Genomic DNA, 17,600 nt, shown 5'->3' with positions numbered 1-17,600 from the left:
AGTGGCCTGCGGGTCGGCCGCAGCCCGACCGTCAGCGTTCGAAGGTGCCGGTCGTGCGGCCGCGGGCGAGCACGTGCCCGGCGACGGTCCTGCGCACCGCGCCGATCGTGGCGGCCTCGGCGGGCAGCGGCGCGTCCAGGGCGAACAGCGAGAAGTCGTAGTGGTGCGCGCCGTGGCCCGGTGGTGGCATCGGTCCCTGATAGCCGGTCCGGCCGAACGACGCCTTCAGGAATCGCACCGCCGGGGCCGTCCAGTCGTCCAGCGCGCGCAGCTCCGCCGGGAGCACGGCGACGGTGTGGACGATCGGGCGCGGCAGCGGCACATCCGTGTCCTCCAGGATGAGCAGCAGCTGTGCGGTGCCCTCCGGCGGATCCGTCCATCGCAGCGCGGGCGGGCGGTTGTCGCCGGCGCTGCCGGCCGCGGCCCAGGACGGCAGCGGCCCGCGGTCCGCGAAGTCCGGGCTGGTCACGGCGATCGACTCCGGTCCGGCGAACGTGGGCGCCACCCAGACGCTGTGCGTGGTACCGGCCCGGACCCGCCGCAGAAGCCCGCCGATGCTCGGTGCCATGGTGTGTCTCCTTCATCGGTCGGCGGAACCGGCTCCTCGCGTCGTGCGGAGCGCCAGCGGAGCCCGGCGCGAGGTTTGCCCGCGGGAGCAACGCTGCCGGACCACGCCGGAAGCGGGAATATGGGTTGTCGCTCTTCGGGTCTTGGGGTGGTTCGGCGTGTGGGGCGCGTGGGGGAGGGCGGCGCGCCTAGGGTCAGGTTGGCAGAGTGTGTCGGGAGGAGGGCTGCGCGGTGGCTGACAAGGATGAGAGCGTTCCGGGGCTGCCGGAGGCGTTTCTGCAGTTCATGCGGTCGGGGTGGCGGGAGGACGCGCTCGACGTGGCGGTCCGGCCCGAGGCCGCGCACCATGCCAAGCGCCGGGCGGCGCTCTCCGACGCGTTTCCTGGGGAGACGCTGGTCATCCCGGCCGGCAAGGAGAAGGTGCGGGCGAACGACACCGACTATCCGTTCCGGCCGGGCAGCGACTACGTCTACCTGACCGGCGACGGTGACCCGGACGGCGTGCTCGTCCTGCACCCGAACGGTTCCGGGCACGACGCGGTGCTCTATGCACATGATCGCAGTTCCCGGGAGACGGATGCGTTCTTCCGCAACCGTGACGGCGAGCTGTGGGTGGGGCGGCGGCGTTCGCTCGGGGAGCGCGCGACGGAGCTGGGCATCGAGGTCCGGTCGCTGGGGGAGCGCGATGCCGCGCTGGCCGGTGCCGCGCCCGCGCAGGCCCGGGTGCTGCGCGGCCTGGACCCGGTGGTGGACGCCGCGGTCCTCGCCTGGCAGCCGGACCGGGACCACGCGCTCGCGCAGGCGATCTCGGAGTTGAAGCTGGTCAAGGACGAGTGGGAGATCGCGCAGCTGCAGGAGGCGGTGGACGCGACCGTGCGCGGCTTCGAGGACGTGGCGCGGGTGCTGCCGGCCGACCGTGGCGTCAGCGAGCGGCTGCTGGAGGGCGTGTTCGGCCTGCGGGCGCGGCACGACGGCAACGACGTCGGGTACGGCAGCGTCGTCGGCTCCGGCGCGCACGCCACGATCCTGCACTGGATCCACAACACCGGCACGACCAGGCCCGGCGAGCTGCTGCTGATGGACATGGGCGTCGAGGCGCGCTCGTTCTACACCGCGGACATCACGCGTACGCTGCCGGTCAACGGCGTCTTCTCCCCGTTGCAGCGCCAGGTCTACGACATCGTGTACGCGTCGCAGCAGGCCGGCCTGGCCGCGGTCCGGCCCGGCGCGAAGTATCTCGACATCCACCGGACCTGCATGCGCGTGCTCGCGGAAGGGCTGCACGACCTGGGCCTGCTGCCGGTGAGCGTGGACGAGGCGATGTCGAAGGAGTCCATGGTCTATCGCCGCTGGACGCTGCACAGCTTCGGTCACATGCTCGGCCTCGACGTTCACGACTGCTCCGCGGCGCGCGACGAGGTGTATACGGACGGCGCGCTCGGCGAGGGATTCGTGATCACGGTCGAGCCCGGCCTGTACTTCCAGCCCGAGGACGATCTGGTCCCGGCGGAGTTGCGGGGTCTCGGCATCCGGATCGAGGACGACGTGCTGGTGACGGCGGACGGCCACCGCAACCTGTCGGCCGGCCTGCCGTCCTCGGCGCCGGAGGTCGAGGCGTGGCTGGCCGCGCAGCGTGAGGCAGGACCGAGGCTGCCGTGAATCTCATAGCGCGCAGGGACGGCAGCCCGATGCCCGCGCCGGTCGTGGACCCGGCCGCACCGGACCGGATGCGTGAGCTGCTGGTGCACTCCGAACTGTGGGGCACGCCGACCGAGGCCGAATACCATCCGGAGCTGCGCGAGGACGCCCGGCGGTACATGCGCGGCGACGAGCTGACACCGCGTGGGGCCGGGGCGTGCGCGCTGTTCCTGGGCGAGTACTTCGGCGAGACCTGCGCGGACGCCTGGATCGTGACCGGTGGCGTGGTCTTTGCGGCGCGGGCGGTGGCCGAGCTGTCCGGCATGATGTTCCATCCGCTCCGGCGGGAGGTGACGCTCTTCCGGCGTTCGCTCGGGTCGGTGCCGGAGGATCGGCAGTGCGTCGACGACGAGGACATGATGCGTGTGGTGGCCCGGCGGGTCCGTGCGTACCTGGCTACTCTGTCTGATGTGGATTATGCGGCGGCCGTTGCGGCGCTGGGTGAATACCGCAAAGGCCCGTTGCCGCAGCGCATCGCGACGTCGTTCCTGGTTCCGGACCAGGCGCGATGGGTGGACGAGGACATCGCCGCGATCCCGGAGTGGTTCGCGGCCTGTCCGCCGACGTCGGGCAGCCGGATGCATGGGTTGCTGCTGTTCGCGGCCGGTACGGAGGAGCAGCATGCGCGCTTTGTCGCGGCGATGCGCACGGCTCGCACGTCGATCAGCAATTGGTGCTTCACGCCGCAGGTCACCATCGACTCTTTGATCGACACGCTTGGCCCGGCCGCGGCGGTGCGGGTCATGACCGCCAGCCCTGATTACCGCCATGCGACCGGGCTGACGGACGTCTGGTGGCAGGGCATCACGCCGGAGGGCATGGAGACGTTGCTCGCGATTCCTGCCGACGAGGCTCGTCAGGTGGTGGTGGAGGCGCTGGAGGAGCTTCCGGAGGTGGAACGGGTGCGGTTGCGAGCTGTTGTTGCCGAGGATGGTTTGCGACTGGCGGCCCTGCTTGATGAGCTCAAGTCCTGAGGTCATCTTCCCTCCTGCCTGTGGTGTGCGGTGTGCGGCGTTCTAGAGCTGAGCTGCTGCTTTTGCGGCCAGTTCGAAGGAACGGATGCGGTCGGCGGGGTCGTAGACGGCGGTGGTGAGCATCAGCTCGTCGGCGCTGGTCTGGGCGATGATCTCGGCGAACTGGCGGGTGACCGTGGCGACGCTGCCGCGGGACTGGGCGCCGGTGTGGCCCGCGATCGGGCCGGCCAGCTCGGGCGGTACCTGGAACGACTCGGCCTGGGCGGGGGTGGGGAGCGGGGCATCCGGCTCGCCGGAGAAGAGGCCGATCTTGGCCATGTCGATCGGGCGGGCGAGCCGGGCGGCCTCCTCGTCCGTGTCGGCGACGATCGCTTCGAGCGCGACCATGATGTACGGACGGTCGGAGAAACGTGACGGCGTGAACAGCTCGCGGTAGCGGCGGGCCGACGCGACCGTGTTGTCCGGGCGGATCTGGTGGCCTAGCACGACCGGGAGACCGAGCCGCGCGGCCAGTTCCGCGCTGGCGGGGCTGGTGGCGAGTAGCCAGGGCGCGGGACCGGTGCGCGGGGGCCGGTCGTGGTCCGAGGGCTGGCCGTCGTGCGAGGGCCGGTCGGTGTCCGAAGGCCGGCCGGCGATGAGGGTGGTGCCGGACTCGCCGGAGAGGTAGGCGAGCAGCGCGGCCAGGTCGGACCGGTAGTCGGCGTCGGTGGCCGGGTCGGCGCCGCGGCGCAGCGCGCGGGCGTGGGTGTCGTCGCGTGCGCCGGCGCCGCGTCCCATGCCCAGATCGATGCGGCCCGGGTGCAGTGCGGCGAGTGTGGCGAACTGTTCGGCGATCGCGATCGGCGCGTGGTTCGGGATCAGCACGCCGCCGGAACCCAGCCGGATCCTGCCGGTCTGCGCGGCGAGGTGCGCGATCAGGATCGACGGGACGACGCTCGCGAAGAACGCGGAACCGTGGTGCTCCGCGAACCAGGCCCGGCGGTATCCGAGCTCGTCGAGTCGCCGCACGGTCTGCACGGCGGCGTCCAAGGCTGCGGCCGTCGTGCCTCCGTCCTCGGTCGGCGCGAGCTCCAGAGCAGACAGTGGGATGGTCATGACGGGAGCGTAGCGATGCGCCGGAATCATCCCGTGACCAGCAAGAATGCGGTGAAGGTACGTCATGTTACGTTCGCGGCGTCCGATCATGACCGATTGAGGGATCGTATGCAGCGCATCGAGGCAGATCAGCTGATTCCCGGGCGTGGCGAGCCCGTTCGGGATGCCGTGCTCATCATGGACGGTCCGCGCGTGACGTATGCCGGGCCCCGGGACGGTGCACCGTCCACGGAGACGACGGCGGGGACGGTGCGGGCCCGTACCGTGATGCCGGGGTTGTGGGACTGCCACACGCATCTGCTCGGCAGCCGGCCGGGAGCTTTCAGCTACACCGGGCTCGCGGAGCATCCGGCGACGCGGGCGGCCCGGAGCACGCGGAGCCTGCGGAAGGCGCTCGACGCCGGCGTCACCAGCATTCGCGAACTCGGCGGGCTCGGCCTCTACATGGCGCCGGTCGTCGACGAAGGGCTGCTGGACGGGCCGGCGATCTACGCGGCCGGGTCGGTGCTGTCCACGACCGGTGGCCACGGCGACATCCACGACTTCCCGGTCGAGTGGGTGCGCGACACCGCCCGGATGGGCGCGGACTTCCGCCTGGCGGACGGCGAGGCCGAGTGCGCCAAGGTAGTGCGTGAGCAGCTGCGACGCAACGCCCGGATCATCAAGGTCTGCGCCTCCGGCGGCGTGATGAGCGTGATCGACGACCCGATCCACCAGCAGTTCACCAACCGGGAGCTGCGCACGATCGTCGAGGTCGCCGGGCTCGCCGAGCGCAGCGTCGCGGCGCACTGCCACGGCAAGCCGGGCATCATGGCCGCGCTGGAGGCGGGCGTGCTCACCATCGAACACGGCAGCTACCTCGACGACGAGGCCTGCACCGCGATGAAGGAGGCCGGCGCGATCCTGGTGCCGACGCTCACCGTGATCCAGGAGGTCCTGGAGAGCGACGGCGTGGAGCCCTATGCGATCGCGAAGATGCAGACGGTGTCGCGCATCCACCGGGAGAACGTCGCCCGCGCCCACGAGGCGGGCGTGACGATCGCGATGGGGTCGGACCTCGGCGGCGCCGGCGACGGGCCGCTCAGCTGGGGACGCAACGGCCGCGAGATCGTGCTGCTCACCGAGATCGGCATGACCCCGCTCCAGGCGATCGAGGCCGCGACGGCCAACGGCCCGGCCACGCTGGGACGCCAGGCACCCCGGTCGGGCCGGCTCGAAGAGGGCTTCGACGCGGACGCGCTCATCGTCGACGGCGACCCGCTGGCCGACCCCTCGCTGCTGGCCGACCCGTCCCGGATCGCGGGGGTCTGGCGTGCGGGCGTGCGGGTGAAGGGCTGACAGCCGGGTAGCCGGAAAGGCCGGGGCGGTGGCCGTGGCCCCGCTCCGTGACGCCGTGGCCGGCCGGATGGGTGGTGTGGCGGCGGTTCCCGGCCACGTGCTGCATCGCCTCACCGGGCTGCGCTCCCCACCGGTATGGCTGCGGCGGAGTCCGTCCGCCACCAGCGGCGTGAGGCGAGCGCGGCCAGGGCGGCCCCGACCGCGTTGATCAGGACGTCGTCCACGGAGGACACCCGGTCGAGGCGCAACACGTACTGCCCTGTCTCGATCAGCAGCGACGCGCCCGCGCCGAGCGCCAGCACGCGTGGCACCGAGGCCAGCGCGGCGAAACGCATCGGTGCGAAGAAGCCCAGCGCGGCGAGGATCAGGAGATTCACGCCGATGCCGAGCGCGCCCATGCCGATCAGGTCGCGCAGCGGGATCAGGCTCACCCGGCCGGGGACGACGCCGGCGCCCGGTCCCGGCATCAGCGTCATCCACACGAACGGCACGGTGCCGTAGACCATCCCCACCTCGGCCAGCGCCAGCCGCCGGCCGCCCGGACCGCGGCCGCGCGCGAGGGCCCACGCGAGCAGCGCGGCCAGCGGCAGGCCGGCCAGCGTCATGAGCACCACGCCGTTCTCCGTGTCGAGGCAGCCGTGCCAGTGCCCGGCCAGGCACCGCGGCGCGGCCATCAGGAGCGGCCCTCGCAGGGCGAAGGCGGCGCCCGCCAGCCCGAGAACGGCCAGGCCGGCGAGTGCGATGCGGGATCTCATGCCCACAGTGAAGACGGCGGCGTATATCCGTGGCGTATCCGAATTCGGATACGCCACGGATATACGCGGCTGGCTAATCTGCGCGGAAACGACCAGGGGAGATGCCGTAGGCGCGGCGGAACGCGGCGCCGAACGCGAACTCGGTGCCGTAGCCGACACGACGGGCGACGGCGGCCAGCGGCGCCGAGGTCTCACGGAGCAGGAGGGCGGCATGAGAGAGACGCCAGGCGGTGACGTAGGCCATCGGCGACTGACCGAGCACGGTGTGGAAGCGCGTGGTGAACGTGCGGCGGGACAAGCCCGCGATCGTGCTGAGCCGGTCCAGCGTCCACGGCTCCTGCGGGGCGGCGTGCACGGCGTGGAGCACGGCCGCGATCGCCGGGTCGCTCGTGTCGGGCAGCGCGGCCGAGTGGTTCTGCTCCAGCCAGCGACGCAGCACGCGGGTGAGCACCAGGTCCAGCAGCGCGGGCCGGGTGGCACCGGTCCCCGGGCCGGTGTCGGAGACGTCCGCGGCCAGCAGATCGACGAGCGCGCGGAGCTGCGGGTCAGGGTCGTCGCCGGTCGAGGCCACGATGATCTCGGGGAGCGCACGCAGATAATGCGGCACCTGTCCGTGCTCCAGCCAATAGGCGCCGCAGAGGAATTCGGCGTCCCACTCCCCGTCCACGCCCGGGTCCGGGCCCAGGACGGCCGCCAGCAGGTGCCCGAGGCGACTCGGCGTGTGGCTGAGCCCGTGCTCCGCGCCGGAGGGGGCGAGGATCACGTCGCCCGGCACCAGCGCGCGCGGTTCACCGGTCGCGGTGAGCAGCCAGGCGGTCCCGCGCATCATGATGTGGAAGCCGCTGACCTGGAGCCCGGAGAACCGCAGTCCCCACGGGCCGGACTGCCTGACCCAGCACGCGTCGGCCCGGCCCGCGCGCACGCTGGTGATCACCTCGGCGAGCACATCCACGGCCGCGATCCTACCGACCGGCCGAGTTGCCCGGATGCGCATGGATCGACCCCGCTCACGCATGTCCGGGCCCGGCCGCGACCCGAAGGATGGAGGCCGTCAGCAGCACAAAAGCAGGAGGACCGAATGACCGAGCACCACTGGGACGAGCTGGTTTCCGCCTACGAGCGGTGGGCCGAGCCCGGGTCCCGGCGGTTCGCCGAGGCGGCGCTGGACCGCGCCGACCTGGCCGAGCGTGCGGATGTGCTGGACGTCGCCGCGGGCACCGGCGCGCTGGCCGTCGCCGCGGCCGGGCGCGGGCACGCGGTGCACGCGATCGACAGCGCGCAGGGCATGGTCACGCGGCTGGCCGCACGGCTGAGCCCGTTGCCGCACTGCCACGCCGAGGTCATGGACGCGCGGAATCTGCGCGCCGAGGACGACCTGTTCGACGCCGCGTTCTCCGTCTTCGGTGTGCTGTATCTCGGCGCCGACACGCTGAAGGCCGTGTCCGAGATGGTGCGCGTGGTCCGGCCGGGCGGCGTGGTGAGCATCGTGCACTGGGCCGGCCCGGTCGGCGGCGGGCCGCTCTTCGTGCCGCTGGCTCGCGCGATCAACCGGCTCGACGCGCCGGAGGCGGGCCGTCTGACGTTCCCGATCACGAGCGACTACCTGGACCGCCGCGAGGTCGAGCAGCTGCTGGTCGAGGCCGGCTGCACGGCCGTGGAGTCGGCGCTGGTGGAGAGGCCCTGCCCGATGCCGGCCGCGGACGCGTTCGTGACCGAGCTGGACGCGATCGTCCGGATCATGCCGCACTACACCGCCGCGATCACCCACCACCGCGACCGGTTCCTCGAGATCCTGGAGGACGAGGTGGGCCGCATGGAGACGCCGATCCTCGGCCGGGCGAACATTGTGCAGGGCCGGGTGGTGTAGATGCCGTCCCGTGCCGCGGCCCGGATGCGGGCCTTCCTAGGCCCGCCCGCCGGTCAGCCCGGCGAGCAGGACGTCGAGGGCGCCGTCGATCGCGGCGTCCCGGGCGCCGTCGGTCAGCTGCGGCAGCAGGTCGAGCAGCATGATCGACAGGCCGTGGACGGTGGCCCAGCTGGCCATGACCGCCCTGCCGACGTCCGCCGGGCGCAGGCAGCCCGCGTCGATGAGCCCGGTGAGCGCCTTCTCGAGCATCGCCTTCGGCTTGGGGCGGGGGTCGTCGTCATCGGCGCGGTTGCGGTCGGGCCCGCCCGGCACCCGGATGCCGGTCGGATCACCACCCATCGCGGTACGGAACAGTCCTGGCTCGGTCAGCGCGAAGTGCACGTAGGCCCGGCCGACGTCTCGCAGGTACGCCCGCGCCGCGTCCTGCGGGTCGGTGCTGTCCGTGGTGGTCCTGGCGGCGAGGCGGAGGCTCATCGCCTCGGCCATGTCCGCGCGGGCGGTCTGCGCGACCGCCTTCTTCAGGGCGGTCAGCGTGGCGAAGTGGCCGTAGGCCGAGTTCGGCGCGACCCCGACCGCGCGGGCGACCTCCCGCAGCACGACCGCGTCCGGACCGCCGTCGCGGGCCAGCGTGATCCCTGCCGCGATCAGCGCGGCGCGCAGGTCGCCGTGGTGGTAGGTGCTGCGCGTGCGTTTCTCGGCCATCGCCAGATCCTGGCACGTCCGCGGGCCGCACCGCGCACCGTGTGGCCAGGGCTACTGCGGCGGGCCCGGTCGCGCGCTGACCGTGTGCGACTCTGGGGCCATGATCTCCACGGTCGCGGTGCTGTCCGACATTCACGGTGTGCTGCCCGCGCTGGACCGGGTGCTCGCCGAGCCCGCGGTGGCCGCCGCCGAGCTGATCGTCGTGACCGGTGATCACACCTGGGGGCCGCAGCCCACCGAGGTGCTGGACCGGCTCGTCTCGCTCGGCGACCGTGCCGTCCTGGTCCGCGGCAACGCCGACCGTGAGCTGCTCCAGATGTCCCGGGGTGTTGACGTCGGCCTCGCGGACGATCCCCTCTCGGTCTGGGGCGCCGCGCAGCTCAGCGGAGACCACCAGCGCCTGCTCGACACGATGCCGGAGCAGGTCACGCTCGACCTCGACGGGTTCGGGCCGGTCCGCTTCTGCCACGCGACGCCGCGCGACGACGAGGAGGTCGTCCTGGTCGACAGCCGCCTGGACCGCTGGACCGAGGTGCTCGCGGACCTGCCGCCCGAGGTGACCACGGTCGTCTGCGGGCACACCCACATGCCGTTCGTGCGACTGGCGGAGGGCCGGCTGATCGTGAACCCCGGCAGCGTCGGCCTCCTGTACGGCCGGACCGGCGCGCATTGGGCGATCCTGTCAGCGGGCGCCGTCACGCTCTCCCGCACGCTCCTCGACCTGGACACCCTCTGCCGCCAGCTTGTCGAGCGGTCCGGCTTCCCGGGCGTGGCGCAGTGGCTCGACGACTACGTCCGCACGCCCGCCGGCGACCGCGAGGCCATCGCCACGTTCGGCCCCCGGGACGGGCGCTGATTCTGGGGAGGCCGGCCGGCGGCTCGGATGCTGGTGCGACGACGACCCGGGTGCGCGGGGCACGGCCCCGTTTCCGGCATCGAACGCGCTGACGGCCTCGTCGACCAGCAGGTCCGGCGCGGGCCTGAGCTGCGCACGGACTGCTGGAGGTGTGTCGGCTAGGTGGGCTGCGGCTGCTGGCCTGCTGGAGGTGTGTCGGCTAGGTGGGCTGCGGCTGCTGGCCTGCTGGAGGTGTGTCGGCTAGGTGGGCTGCGGCTGCTGGCCTGCTGGAGATGCGCCGCCAAGCGGGCCGCACCTCTGACCCGCTGGTGATCAGCTCGGTCGAACGACGGCTCCCGGACGCCCGCGTCACCTCCATGGTGACGTGACGGCGACCGGTTCAACCGTTTCGCGGCGGATTCCGTACCCCTCGGTGCCCTGCTGCCGCAGTTTATTGAGGAGCCGTGTCGTGAAGGTGCTGCTGATCGAGGACGACGATGCGATCGCCGGGCCGCTGGTCGACGGCCTGGCCCGCTATCGGATGAGCGTGCACCGGGTGTCCACCGGCGCGGCCGGACTGGCGGAGCTGACCACGCGGCACGCCGAGATGGTCCTGCTCGATCTTGGACTACCGGACATGGACGGCATCGAGGTGTGCCGGCGGCTGCGGCGTACCGATGACACGCCTTTGATCATGTTGACCGCGCGTGGCGACGAGGACGACCGGGTGCGCGGTCTGGAGCTGGGCGCGGACGACTACCTGGCCAAGCCGTTCAGCGTGCGGGAACTGGTCGCCCGCATGCGCGCGGTCGGCCGCCGCCAGGCCAACATCGAGCGCGCCGCCACCCGGGTGGTACGGCTCGGACCGCTGGAGATCGACCGGCGCACCCGGGAGGCACGCCTGCACGGCGTGGTGCTTCCGCTCGCACCGAAGGAGTACGACCTGCTGCTGCGCCTCGCCGCGGACCCGGGCACGGTGGTGCGCCGCCGCGACATCATGGAGTCGGTCTGGACGCCGCACGTCTTCCGGCGCGGCAAGACGCTCGATTTTCACGTGGCGGCGCTGCGCCGCAAGCTCGGTGACGCCGCCTGGATCGAGAACCGGCGCGGCGTCGGGTTCCGCCTCGTGGTGCCTCAGGCCTGAGCTTTCGAGGTCGGCGTGCGGCCATAGCCAGCCTTTGGGCTGCTATTTCATAAAATTTCGGGCACGGAGTGCCCGGCTGATCACGGCTGAGTCCGGGTTAAGGCTTACGGCTGGCTCCGGACTTCGGCTTACGGCCGGGTCCGGGTTTCGGCTGACGGCTGGCTCCGGATCTCGGCTTACGGCCGGGTCCGGACTTCGGCTACGGCCGGCTCCGGACCTTGACTCACCGCCGGCTCCGGACCTCGACGCCGAAAGCTCAGCTACAGCACTCAGGCCGTCCGATCGTCCAGTTCGTCCAGCCAGAAACGCCGCAACACCGTGGGTACGTCGCCGCGCAGCGCATCCCGGACCAGGTCCAGTTCGCCGTCGGTCAGCGGGAACGTGGGAAAGGCGCGGCCGACCGCCGCGGCGAAGGCGGAGCCGCGGCGGGCCAGCGACGGCGCGGCCGCGAGATAGGCCGGGAGGTACGGCGCGGCCAGCTCACGATGCGAGAGCGACCACAGGCCCGCCGCCAGCGCCCGGAACCGCGTGACCGAGATGTCCGGATCCGACGTCATCGCGGCCCACGCAGCCGCCTTCGCCGACGCGGACGGTCGGGCGGCAAGCGCACTGGCCGCGCCCAGCTCACCCTCCACGGTCCCGTCCCGCAGCCGCTCCGCCTCGATCTCCGCCGCGTCGAACGCACCCAGCTCCGCGAGCCGATGCACGGCCGCCCAGCGCAGGTCCGGGTCGAGCGTCACACCCCGGTCGATGGCGTCCGCCTCCAGCCAGCGCCGCAGCAGCGCGGTGTCCCGGGTGCTCCACACCAGCCCTCGGGCCAGCGCGAGCGCCCGCTGATCATCAGGCCCGTCGTAGGTCGCGCACGCACCGGCGATCAGGTCGAGCGCGGCGGGGACGTCGGCGGGGGAGAGCGTGCGGCGGACGACGTTGTTGAGGATCCGGTCGAGCGCGGCCGTGATCAGCGTCGGGGACGGCTCGGCGGGCAGGTGCGCGGCGAGCAGGTCGAGGTCGAGCAGCGCCGCCCACAGCACGGCGCGTACCAGCGGATCCGGGATCGTGGTGAGGTGCCGGGACAGCACGCCCAGGGAGTGCGGATCCGGCGCGATCCTGGCGAACGTCTCGCCGTGTGCGTTGGGCAGCACCGCCAGGCCGGCCCATTCCGGCAGCTCCACCGGTTCGCCGGCGAGATCGACCAGGCGCGACCCGGCCGCGACCCCGTCCGGGCGGAAGGCCGTCACCGTGCACCGGTGCGGCCGAATCCCGTCCCTGACCAGGACCGGAACGTCCCCGCGCCGTTCCACCCGGATCGTGTCGTGGCCGGCCTGCCGCAGCCACACCTCCGCCCACCCGCGCACGTCCCGCGGCGAGGCCGCGTCCAGCGCGGAGAGCAGATCCGCCAGTGTCGCGTTCGCGAAGCGGTGCCGGGTCAGGTGCGCGTTCACGCCGGCCAGGAAGTCCGGCTCGCCGAGCCACGTCACCAGCTGGCGGAGCACGGCGTTGCCCTTGCCGTACGAGATGCGGTCGAAGATGGTGGTCCCGGTGTCCACGTCGGGCACGTCCGCGGACGACGGCGCGACTGGGTGCGTGGACCCGCGCAGGTCCGCGACCTGGGCCTCCGGCTTGAACGCCGCCTCGAACGCGACCCGCACCCCGGGGAAGCCGGCCACGGTCTCGGCCACCTCGAAGCCCATGTAGTCCGCGAACGACTCGTTGAGCCACGCGTCCTCCCACCACACCGGCGTGACCAGGTTGCCGAACCACATGTGCGACATCTCGTGCGCGATCACCATCGCGCGCCGCCGCCGGTCGTCGTCCGTGACCCGGCCGCGCGGCAGCAGGAACTCCGCGTAGGTGACGCAGCCGGGGTTCTCCATCGCGCCCCAGTTGAGATCCGGCACGAACACCTGGTCGTAGGCGTCGAACGGGAACGGCTCGTCGAAGATCCGCGCGTAATGGTCGAAGCACACCTCGGTCACCCGCCGCAGCTCGGCGGCGTCGCGGTCGAGCGGGCCGGCCAGCGACCGCCGCGCGTACCACCCCATCGGCAGTCCTTGATAATCCCACCGCATCGAGTGGTACGGCCCGGCCACCACTGTCACCAGCGACGACGGAATCGGCGGCGTGGTGGCGAAGCGGAACGTGGATCCTTCGGCGGAGGCCGCACGCCCGTTGGCCAGGACCGTCCACGATGGATCCGCGTGCACGGTCAGCGTGACCGGTGCCTTGAGGTCGGGCTGGTCGAAGCAGGCGAACAGCCGTTGCGCGATGTCCAGGCCGAGATAGGCGCCCGCGTAGCGCTCGCCGTCGACCGGGTCGGTGAACGTGTGCAGCCCTTCGCCGTCCGTGACGTAGGAGAGGCGCGCGTCCACGACCACCGTATGCCGCCCGGCCGTCAGCCCGGCAAGCGCGACGCGCCGCCCGTCGTACCCCGGCGTGATCTTTTGCCCGTCGACCGTCACCGCCAGTGACCCGGCCCGATGCAGCTCCAGAAACGTGTCCCCGCCGCCGCTTGCGAACTCCACGACCGCCCTGCTGCGGAAGCCGTCCGGCGACCGGACGTCGAGCTCAAGCTCATACCGGACATCGGACACCCCAGCGGCCCGGTCCCGAGCCTCACCAAGCGACAGCGACACCCCCGAAGGCTATCGACCAACTACCTACGGCCGCCGCGAAGAACCCCAGAAATCCAGATCCGGGGGTACGACCCGGGAGTGCCGATCGACCGGCAGCTCAGCCGGGCCGGGCCAGGCCGGCAGGTCGGCGTGGCCGGGCCAGACCGGCTGCTTCGGCGGGCAGTGCCGTGAACGGCCGCACCCGGACCTCGGCGCGGGCGCCGGCTGCTGTGCGTCCGGTTGTTGCGCGGCTGGTTGTTGTGCGGCCGGTGGCGCCGCTGGTGCCTCCTGCTTTACCGGCTCGCTGGCGGGAGCCTCCGTGGCGGGCGGGCTCGACGGCGCCTGCACCGACATCTCGGCGCTGCAGGGAATGTTGTTGACGGTGAAGGACTGCGGCAGCGCCACGGTCGTGCCGTAGGTGGCGTCGAACGATGCGGAGGTGGCCGTCCCGGCGGCCAGGACGTCGCCGGTCGCCTCGATCAGGTCGCCGTTCTGCCGCCACGTCGCATCGGACCCGCGCACCAGCTTCTGCTCCGCCGGCAGCCGGAACGACAGCGTCCACGCGTCGACCGGGCCGGCTCCCGTGTTCGTCACCGTCACCGAGGTCGCCGCCTCGCCGCCCGGATTGATCTGCGTGGTGTAGGTGACCCGGCAGGTCAGCGGCGTGGTGGTGGCGACCGGCAGCGTCTGCGGCGACTCCGGCCAGTAGACGATCGCGGTGGCCGCCGCACCGGCGAGCAACGTGCCGACGGCTATCCGATGGCGCGTCGACAACCCTATGACCCGCGCGCGTACGGTGCTCACGTCCATGGGCGCGGTCGGGGCGCCCGCGGCGGCGTCCTCGCTGCCCGCGCTGGTGAGCGACGTCAGCGGCGGCAGCCCGGCGGCCTTGCGGAGCACGCGGGCGGCCGTGATCGCCGCCGGCCGGTCCGAGGGCGCCTTGCTCAGGCAGCCGCGCACCAGGTCGACGACATCGTGCGGCAGGCCGGCGATCGGCGGGAGCGGCGCGGGCTCGCGATAGCGGTGCGCGGTGAGCATCTGCGTGGTGGTGGACGCGTTCCACGGCATCCGCCCCGCGAACGCGACGTAGAGCAGCAGGCCCAGCGCGTACACGTCGGTGGCGGGCCGGACCATCCCACCCGCCAGCCGCTCCGGCGCCAGATAGGCGGGCGTGCCGAGGATCTCGTCGGACGCCTGCTCCAGCTCGCCGACCGCGGCCGAGATCCCGAAGTCGACCAGCGTGACGCCACCCGAGTGAATCATGACGTTGGCCGGCTTCACGTCCCGGTGCACCACACCCCGGTCGTGCGCCGCCGCCAGCGCGGCCGCGACCTGCGCCCCGATCAGCGCGGCGAGCTGCCAGGGCAGCGCCCCCGCCCGCAGCATGTCACTGAGCGGACGCCCGCCGACGAGCTCCATCACCACGTAGGGCATGGGCACGCCGTCGACCTCGGTCTCGCCGTAGTCGTACACCTCGACGATATTGTCGTGCCGCAGACCTGCCGCGGCCCGCGCCTCGGCGTACATCCGCCCGAGCGCCGCCGGCTCGGCAGACACGTCCGCCGACAGCACCTTCACCGCCACTTCCCGCCCGAGCAGCACATCCTCCGCCCGCCACACGACGGACATGCCCCCGCTGCCCAGCGGTTCCCGCAGCAGATACCGCTCCCCAACCAGCCGCCCATGCAACACGGCGCTCCTATGCCCCACCGCTATCCCGGGCAAACCAGAAATCTCGGGAAAGCCTCACATCGATATGCGAAGCCGGCTTTACCGCTGGTCGGCGGGCGGCTGGCTATTCTGACGGCCGGTTCGGCGAGGGGGAGTGGTGGCGTGATTGACGAGGCCGGGTTTGTGGGGGACGGGTCGTGGCGGCTCGGGTGGGTGGACGGGTTTGTCGAGGCGGCGTCGTTTCGGCTGGTGCCGGAGACGGGGGCGTCGCGCGGGGCGCTTGTTGAGCGGCTGCTCGGGAGGGTGGAACCGGATCCGGAGCTGTGGGAGGGGGTGCTGATCGATGCGCTGCTCGCCCATCCGGCTGCTGCGCGGCTGCGGACGCTGGAGCTGCGTCTCACCGACTTCGATCGCTCCGCGGCCAGTGCGGCGGCGGCGCTGGCGGCCCGGCGGTGGGACCACCTGACCAGCCTGCACTTCGGCTACGGCTTCGAATACCTCTACGAGCACGGGACCAGCTCGACCGGGCGGCGGATCGAGCCGATGGATCACTATGACAAGGGGCTGGTCGGCGGGGCTGAGGCGGCGATGTGGGCGGCGCTGCCGGCGCTCCGGACGCTGACGGTCGAGGGGGCGTTGCTGTTCGGCTGGATCGGTGGGGAGGCGGTGACCGATCTGCGGCTGCGTGGGGCGGTCGTCTCCGACGGTGGGGTGCTGCCGGGCTCGCACGAGGGGTTCGTGACGCTGCCGGCGCTGGAGCGGCTGGAGTTGGAGATCGACTCGGACGTGCACGGGACCACCGGCTCGGTCGAGATGCTCGCAGAGCTGACCGCGGGTGGCTATCCGGCGTTGCGCAGTCTTGATCTCGGCGATGCGCTGTTCGACGAGGGGGACTTCGCGACGCTGGCCGCGCTCGCTGACGCGTCGGTGCTGCCGCAGCTGGAGCGGTTGCGGGTCCGGGCGTTGAACGTCGAGCGGTTCCATGTGGAGGGTGAACCGTTGGCGGCGTTGGCGGAGGTCGCCCCGCGCTTCGCTCACCTGCGCCTGTCGGTGGCCGGTGACATCGCGGTCGAGGGCGCCGCGCGGGCGGACGTCGACCGTGTGCTGCCGACCGTGTCGTGGCGCTGAACCTCGGAGCGCGGCTTGGCCGGTTCGTGGCGGCGCCGTCCGTACCCCCTGATCAAGATCTGTAAAGGTTTTCAGCCTTTCGACCTGCCACATTAAAAGATCATGATCGATGCATTGACATCCGCCTGAAACAGATTGAACACTGTCCGGGAACGCGCACCCCGCGGAGGCCGGCATGGCGGTGACCATCAAGGACGTGGCCCGGGTGGCCGGCGTCTCCGTGGCCACCGTGACCCGCGCGCTGTCCACACCGGAGGTGGTCCGTCCCGCGACCCGCGACCGGGTCCGCGAGGTCGCCGCCAGCCTCGGCTACCACCCCAACCGCGCGGCCCGCGGGCTGATCACCGGCCGCACCGGCAACCTCGGCCTGCTCGTCCCCGATCTCGCCAACCCGTTCTTCCCCGGCATCGTCAAGGGCGTGCAGGCCCGCGCCCGCGAGGCCGACCACGCGGTCTTCCTCGCCGACACCGACGAGGACCCGGCAGCGGAGGCGACCCTGGTGCGCCGGCTCGCGAAGCAGGTCGACGGCCTCGTCGTGTGCTCGCCGCGGATGGCGGACGCCGAGCTGCGCAGGCTCGCGGGCGAGGTCCCGATGGTGCTGGTCTACCGGCGGATTCCCGGGATCCCGTCGGTCACGGCCGGGTTCCTCGACGGCATGCGGCAGGCGGTCGGCCATCTGGTCGCGCTCGGCCATCGCCGGATCGCCTATGTTGCGGGGCCGAAGACCTCCTGGGCCAACCGGGAACGGCTCCGTTCGCTGCGCGCGGTGGTCCGGACGGCCGACGTCGACCTGGTCGAGGTCGGCAACGTGATGCCGCGGTTCGAGGGCGGGGTGTCCGCGGCGGATCGGGTGCTGGCCGCGTCCGTGACCTCGGTGATCGCCTACAACGACCTGGTCGCGATCGGTCTGCTGCACCGGTTCGCCGCGCGTGGCGTGCCGGTGCCGGCCGGCATGAGCGTGCTCGGCTTCGACGATATTCCGCTCGCCGCCATGGTGCATCCGGCACTGACCACGGTCGCGCTCCCGCAGAACCGAGCCGGGCAGGCCGGCGTGGACCTCCTCCTGCAACTGCTGGACCAGCCCGCGCCGCACACCGGCCCGCGCCGCGACCAGCCCGCCCCGCACATGGGCACGCACGCCGGCACCCGCCGCGAGCTGCCCACCCACCTGATGGTCCGAGGCTCCACAACCAGCGTCCACTAAGACGAAAAGG

Annotated in this window: 15 protein-coding genes; 8 read left to right on the top strand and 7 right to left on the bottom strand. The window is 72.2% G+C overall.

Annotated elements, in window-relative coordinates:
- Positions 1-31 precede the first annotated feature (31 nt).
- Positions 32-568 carry a YbhB/YbcL family Raf kinase inhibitor-like protein gene (locus OP04_RS29900; RefSeq protein ID WP_033343196.1) on the bottom strand — a complete coding sequence of 179 codons (537 nt, stop codon included), beginning with the start codon at positions 566-568 and terminating at the stop codon, positions 32-34.
- A gap of 284 nt (positions 569-852) precedes the next feature.
- On the opposite strand from OP04_RS29900, the gene OP04_RS29895 reads away from it, so the two are divergent.
- Entirely contained in the window at positions 853-2,226 is a 1,374-nt protein-coding gene (locus tag OP04_RS29895; protein WP_085066880.1) for an aminopeptidase P family protein, read from the top strand.
- A complete protein-coding gene (locus OP04_RS29890; protein ID WP_033343194.1) occupies positions 2,223-3,239 on the top strand; it encodes a hypothetical protein in 1,017 nt (338 codons plus the stop codon). Before OP04_RS29895 ends, OP04_RS29890 begins: the two co-directional genes overlap by 4 nt.
- Before the next feature lie 42 nt (positions 3,240-3,281).
- Here OP04_RS29890 and OP04_RS29885 read toward each other — a convergent pair whose 3' ends face one another.
- Positions 3,282-4,334 carry an MsnO8 family LLM class oxidoreductase gene (locus OP04_RS29885; protein WP_051799333.1) on the bottom strand — a complete coding sequence of 351 codons (1,053 nt, stop codon included), beginning with the start codon at positions 4,332-4,334 and terminating at the stop codon, positions 3,282-3,284.
- Between the two features lie 177 nt (positions 4,335-4,511).
- Here OP04_RS29885 and OP04_RS29880 point away from each other — a divergent pair, with 177 nt between their 5' ends.
- Entirely contained in the window at positions 4,512-5,672 is a 1,161-nt protein-coding gene (locus tag OP04_RS29880) for a metal-dependent hydrolase family protein (RefSeq protein WP_033343341.1), read from the top strand.
- A gap of 110 nt (positions 5,673-5,782) precedes the next feature.
- On the opposite strand, the gene OP04_RS29875 is transcribed toward OP04_RS29880, so the two are convergent.
- Positions 5,783-6,427, bottom strand: a complete 645-nt coding sequence (locus OP04_RS29875) for a VanZ family protein (RefSeq protein WP_033343192.1) — start codon at positions 6,425-6,427, stop codon at positions 5,783-5,785.
- A gap of 73 nt (positions 6,428-6,500) precedes the next feature.
- Positions 6,501-7,379 (bottom strand): AraC family transcriptional regulator, encoded by an 879-nt coding sequence (locus tag OP04_RS29870; RefSeq protein ID WP_033343191.1) that lies wholly within the window; start codon positions 7,377-7,379, stop codon positions 6,501-6,503.
- 126 nt (positions 7,380-7,505) lie between these two features.
- Between OP04_RS29870 and OP04_RS50290 the strand changes: the two genes are divergently transcribed.
- Positions 7,506-8,294 (top strand): class I SAM-dependent methyltransferase, encoded by a 789-nt coding sequence (locus tag OP04_RS50290; RefSeq protein WP_051799331.1) that lies wholly within the window; start codon positions 7,506-7,508, stop codon positions 8,292-8,294.
- 36 nt (positions 8,295-8,330) lie between these two features.
- On the opposite strand, the gene OP04_RS29860 is transcribed toward OP04_RS50290, so the two are convergent.
- Positions 8,331-8,996 (bottom strand): TetR/AcrR family transcriptional regulator, encoded by a 666-nt coding sequence (locus OP04_RS29860; protein ID WP_033343190.1) that lies wholly within the window; start codon positions 8,994-8,996, stop codon positions 8,331-8,333.
- Between the two features lie 100 nt (positions 8,997-9,096).
- Between OP04_RS29860 and OP04_RS29855 the strand changes: the two genes are divergently transcribed.
- On the top strand, positions 9,097-9,852 hold the full coding sequence (locus OP04_RS29855; RefSeq protein ID WP_033343189.1) for a metallophosphoesterase family protein: 756 nt from the start codon (positions 9,097-9,099) through the stop codon (positions 9,850-9,852).
- 448 nt (positions 9,853-10,300) lie between these two features.
- Positions 10,301-10,975 (top strand): response regulator transcription factor, encoded by a 675-nt coding sequence (locus OP04_RS29850; protein WP_033343188.1) that lies wholly within the window; start codon positions 10,301-10,303, stop codon positions 10,973-10,975.
- A 269-nt stretch (positions 10,976-11,244) separates the two neighbouring features.
- On the opposite strand, the gene pepN is transcribed toward OP04_RS29850, so the two are convergent.
- Together pepN and OP04_RS29840 are read right to left on the bottom strand one after the other, a co-directional pair.
- Positions 11,245-13,608, bottom strand: coding sequence for an aminopeptidase N (pepN, locus tag OP04_RS29845; protein WP_033343187.1), 2,364 nt, complete (start codon positions 13,606-13,608; stop codon positions 11,245-11,247).
- 24 nt (positions 13,609-13,632) lie between these two features.
- On the bottom strand, positions 13,633-15,279 hold the full coding sequence (locus OP04_RS29840; protein ID WP_157240571.1) for a serine/threonine-protein kinase: 1,647 nt from the start codon (positions 15,277-15,279) through the stop codon (positions 13,633-13,635).
- Between the two features lie 141 nt (positions 15,280-15,420).
- On the opposite strand from OP04_RS29840, the gene OP04_RS29835 reads away from it, so the two are divergent.
- Entirely contained in the window at positions 15,421-16,386 is a 966-nt protein-coding gene (locus tag OP04_RS29835; RefSeq protein WP_198154028.1) for a hypothetical protein, read from the top strand.
- A 175-nt stretch (positions 16,387-16,561) separates the two neighbouring features.
- Positions 16,562-17,590 carry a LacI family DNA-binding transcriptional regulator gene (locus OP04_RS29830; RefSeq protein ID WP_033343186.1) on the top strand — a complete coding sequence of 343 codons (1,029 nt, stop codon included), beginning with the start codon at positions 16,562-16,564 and terminating at the stop codon, positions 17,588-17,590.
- Positions 17,591-17,600 lie beyond the last annotated feature (10 nt).

Origin of the sequence: Catenuloplanes japonicus (genome assembly GCF_000717135.1) — a bacterium.
Lineage (GTDB): Bacteria > Actinomycetota > Actinomycetes > Mycobacteriales > Micromonosporaceae > Catenuloplanes > Catenuloplanes japonicus.
Note: the sequence above shows the minus strand (reverse complement) of the source record. Positions and strands in the feature narration are given on the sequence as shown.

Coding starts and splice junctions, on each gene's coding strand:
- OP04_RS29900 (WP_033343196.1), bottom strand. CDS start 568: ATGGCACCGAGCATCGGCGGGCTTCTGCGGCGGGTCCGGGCCGGTACC.
- OP04_RS29895 (WP_085066880.1), top strand. CDS start 853: ATGCGGTCGGGGTGGCGGGAGGACGCGCTCGACGTGGCGGTCCGGCCC.
- OP04_RS29885 (WP_051799333.1), bottom strand. CDS start 4,334: ATGACCATCCCACTGTCTGCTCTGGAGCTCGCGCCGACCGAGGACGGA.
- OP04_RS29880 (WP_033343341.1), top strand. CDS start 4,512: ATGGACGGTCCGCGCGTGACGTATGCCGGGCCCCGGGACGGTGCACCG.
- OP04_RS29875 (WP_033343192.1), bottom strand. CDS start 6,427: ATGAGATCCCGCATCGCACTCGCCGGCCTGGCCGTTCTCGGGCTGGCG.
- OP04_RS50290 (WP_051799331.1), top strand. CDS start 7,506: ATGACCGAGCACCACTGGGACGAGCTGGTTTCCGCCTACGAGCGGTGG.
- OP04_RS29860 (WP_033343190.1), bottom strand. CDS start 8,996: ATGGCCGAGAAACGCACGCGCAGCACCTACCACCACGGCGACCTGCGC.
- OP04_RS29855 (WP_033343189.1), top strand. CDS start 9,097: ATGATCTCCACGGTCGCGGTGCTGTCCGACATTCACGGTGTGCTGCCC.
- OP04_RS29830 (WP_033343186.1), top strand. CDS start 16,562: ATGGCGGTGACCATCAAGGACGTGGCCCGGGTGGCCGGCGTCTCCGTG.